Consider the following 989-nt stretch of genomic DNA (forward strand, 5'->3'; position numbering starts at 1 on the left):
CTAGACGAGTAAGTCCTAAGTCCCTGCGGTGTGGAGTGCGGGAACCACGAAGGGTGTCGAGGATCAATGTGTGACGAAAGACCTCAACACCCTTCTCACCGCACTGTACGTGACGATCGACGACTGGCTAGGGGACTCACCCCGTCACGGACGCCCGCCCAAGCTCACCGATGCCGAGTTATTGACACTGGCAGTTGCCCAGGTCCTGCTCGGCGTACGCTCCGAAGCTCGCTGGCTCCGCTTCGTACCCGCGCACCTGCCCGGCGCCTTCCCCTACCTGCCCGGCCAGTCCGGCTACAACAAACGCCTGCACAAAGCCCTGCCCCTGCTCAAACGCGCCATCCGAGCCCTGGCCCGCGACACCGACCTCTGGCTCGACCCCGTATGGGTGGTCGATTCCACCCCGGTCGAATGTGGCCGCTCCCGTCCCACCGCGCGCCGTTCGGAGCTGGCCGGCTGGGCGGGATACGGCTACTGCCGCTCCCACTCTCGCTGGTTCTGGGGCCTGCGTCTGCACCTGATCTGTACTCCTGCCGGACTGCCCGTCACCTGGGCCCTGGCCACCCCGAACATCGACGAACGTCAGGTGTTGAAGGCCATCTGCGAACACGACCCGGACCTGCTCGCCGATCGGCCCGGCCTGCTCATCGTCGCGGACAAGGGATATGTCTCCGCCGAACTGGACGCCTTCCTGGCCGAACAAGGTGTACGGCTACTGCGCCCGTCTTACCGCAACCGCACACCTCACCCCGGCGAGCACCTGCTCAAACCGATCCGCCAGCTCATCGAGTCCGTCAACGACACTCTCAAAGGCCAGCTCGACCTGGAACTCCATGGTGCCCGCACCATCACCGGCGTCGGAGCCCGCATCGCCCAGCGCATCCTGGCGCTGACCGCCGCCATCTGGCACAACCGCGCCACCGGCGGGGCCATCACCCGATCACTGATCGCCTACGACCACTGACCCGATTTAGGACTTACTCGTCTAG

Annotated in this window: 1 protein-coding gene; it reads left to right on the top strand. The window is 65.4% G+C overall.

What is annotated here, in order from left to right; all coding sequences use genetic code 11:
• Positions 1-70 precede the first annotated feature (70 nt).
• Positions 71-964 (top strand): IS982 family transposase, encoded by an 894-nt coding sequence (locus tag E1286_RS47335; RefSeq protein ID WP_132623978.1) that lies wholly within the window; start codon positions 71-73, stop codon positions 962-964.
• Positions 965-989: the final 25 nt, after the last annotated feature.

The organism is Nonomuraea terrae (genome assembly GCF_004348995.1).
GTDB classification, from domain to species: Bacteria; Actinomycetota; Actinomycetes; order Streptosporangiales; family Streptosporangiaceae; genus Nonomuraea; species Nonomuraea terrae.